2 protein-coding genes and 1 pseudogene are annotated in these 2,237 nt (G+C 31.3%); 1 reads left to right on the top strand and 2 read right to left on the bottom strand.

Translation table 11 applies throughout. The features are described from left to right. Both Q0Q99_RS01775 and Q0Q99_RS01770 read right to left on the bottom strand, forming a co-directional pair. Window positions 1-408, bottom strand: a pseudogene (locus Q0Q99_RS01775) (hypothetical protein); the annotation flags it as partial. Window positions 409-499: 91 nt separating this feature from the next. Continuing rightward, window positions 500-1,393, bottom strand: coding sequence for an IS982 family transposase (locus tag Q0Q99_RS01770; protein ID WP_293890431.1), 894 nt, complete (start codon window positions 1,391-1,393; stop codon window positions 500-502). A 173-nt stretch (window positions 1,394-1,566) separates the two neighbouring features. Between Q0Q99_RS01770 and Q0Q99_RS01765 the strand changes: the two genes are divergently transcribed. Further along, the coding region (locus Q0Q99_RS01765; RefSeq protein ID WP_293890427.1) for an SPFH domain-containing protein at window positions 1,567-2,237 on the top strand (671 nt) is incomplete at its 3' end.

Raw genomic sequence — 2,237 nt, 5'->3', positions numbered from 1 at the left:
GTCAGTTGGTGTTGTAATTGCTTTGGCTCTAACACCTTGCATTTTTTTGTTGAATGCTTTTGCATCGGCAACTTTTTGTGAACTTGCATCGGTGGTTTGCAATGCGTTAATTAATCGTGTAGAAAGTGCTTTGAGGTTGCTGAAAGCAACTACACGCTCGTTAACTTTGTTGTTGTAGGCTGTGTTTTTGGTAACAACATCAGCAATACTTGCTTGTGATGCTGTAGCAAGTGCCGTTAGTTGCGCTAATTTTAGTGCGTTTTTGGTGGGATTATAGGTTGCTCCGTAACCTGTTACGAATGAAATTAAATCTTGAAGATTTGCTACATTTTTTGCGTGACCTGTTTCACTCACTGAACTTTTCTTTTTAGTGGTGTTCGTGCTTGTTAAGTCTGAAGTTGATGCCATATTTTTAGTTTTTTAATTGATTTATGTTAGTCAAAAATAGTAAAAAATTCTATTTGTAAGAAGATTGTGTTAATAACCTGAATTCGATTAATCAAAAAAGCTGCAATTGACTGGATACAATAGTATTATAAACTATTGATGGTTTTTTAGGAAAGAAGCTATATGCAATTAAGCCTCCAATAAGATTTGTAAAAAAGTTTCCAATAGAACGATGTCTAGAATGTTCTACCTGGCACATATTTTTTAACTCATCGTTTACAGTTTCAATCACTGAACGTTTTCTTAAATTTATTTTATCACACATATCCATTAAGCTGTTTTTCATGTTGTTACGGATGCTTGTGATGAGATGAATACCGTCAACAAATAAAATTTTGGTTAATTCTTTAGAAATATATCCTTTGTCTGCGAAGAGTTTTCCAAATATATTTTTCAAGAAATTTTCGTTCTTCAATGGTTCTCTGTCGTCAACATTGGCCTGAGTGATAGTAAAGCTTAAGATTTCTCCTTTGTCATTTATGACGATATGAAGTTTAAACCCATAAAAATAACCCATCGTAGATTTGCCAACTTGGGCAATATCTTTAAACACTTTATTGCGCTTTATTCTCTTGTTTTTACAAACCCTAATTGGTGTAGAATCTACAAAAGAAATACCAGTGCATTTTCCTAAACAACACGTTTGCAAGAACATAGTTAATGGTAGAATATTGCTTTGCATCAATTCTGTAAACCGATTATATGAAACAGTATTTGGAAAATCATCTTGCATATGCTTTTGAACATAGTAAATATAGAAGTGTTTAAAGCATCTAAAACCACTCAAATGAAATAAGATTGTAATTGTTATAACTTCACTTTTAGACATTATTGCAGGACGCTTTGAAGGTTTACCAAGAATGAAATCTTTGGTGGAATTATCAAAATTATTGCAAAACTCATCAACAAGACAAAAAATATCGGTAACTTTATCAAAATTAATCATAAGAGGAATAGTTGTTTAAATATTTGGATTTCAGAACTTTAAATATACAACTATTCTTTTTTTTATGCAAATTTGTGACTTATAATATTAATCGAATTCAGGTTACTAAATTAATTTGTAACAAACATACATTTTTATCGTATAATAACTACATAACCATTTAAAATTTATTTATGGAAATCTTTATTATTATTTTATTTGTCTTCGGATTAATTATTTTGTTCTCCTCGTTCTTTACAGTTAAGCAACAAAGTGCTGTTGTTATTGAACGTTTTGGAAAATTTGTGAGTATTAGAAACTCTGGTTTGCAGCTTAAACTTCCTATTATTGACAGAATTGCTGGAAGAGTAAATTTAAGAATTCAACAACTTGATGTAATTATTGAAACCAAAACCAAAGATAACGTGTTTATCAAAATGAAAGTTTCGGTTCAGTTTAATGTAATTCAAGACAAAGTTTATGAAGCATTTTATAAATTAGAATATCCGCACGATCAAATTACAGCTTATGTATTTGACGTAGTTCGTGCCGAAGTTCCAAAGTTAATTTTGGACGACGTTTTTGAAAGAAAAGACGATATTGCAATTGGTGTAAAACGTGAATTAAACGAAGCAATGGCAACTTATGGATATGATATTATCAACACTTTGGTAACTGATATTGATCCAGATATTCAAGTGAAAAATGCCATGAATAGAATTAACGCTGCCGATAGAGAAAAAACAGCCGCAACATTTGAAAGTGAAGCACAACGTATTAGAATTGTTGCAAAAGCAAAGGCTGAAGCCGAAAGTAAAAAACTACAAGGACAAGGTATTGCTGACCAACGTAGAGAAATTGCTCG

This window comes from Flavobacterium sp. (assembly GCF_025352425.1).
In the GTDB taxonomy this organism is placed as follows: Bacteria; Bacteroidota; Bacteroidia; order Flavobacteriales; family Flavobacteriaceae; genus Flavobacterium.
The sequence above is the reverse complement of the archived record's forward strand: the minus strand, read 5'-3'. Positions and strand labels throughout refer to the sequence as shown.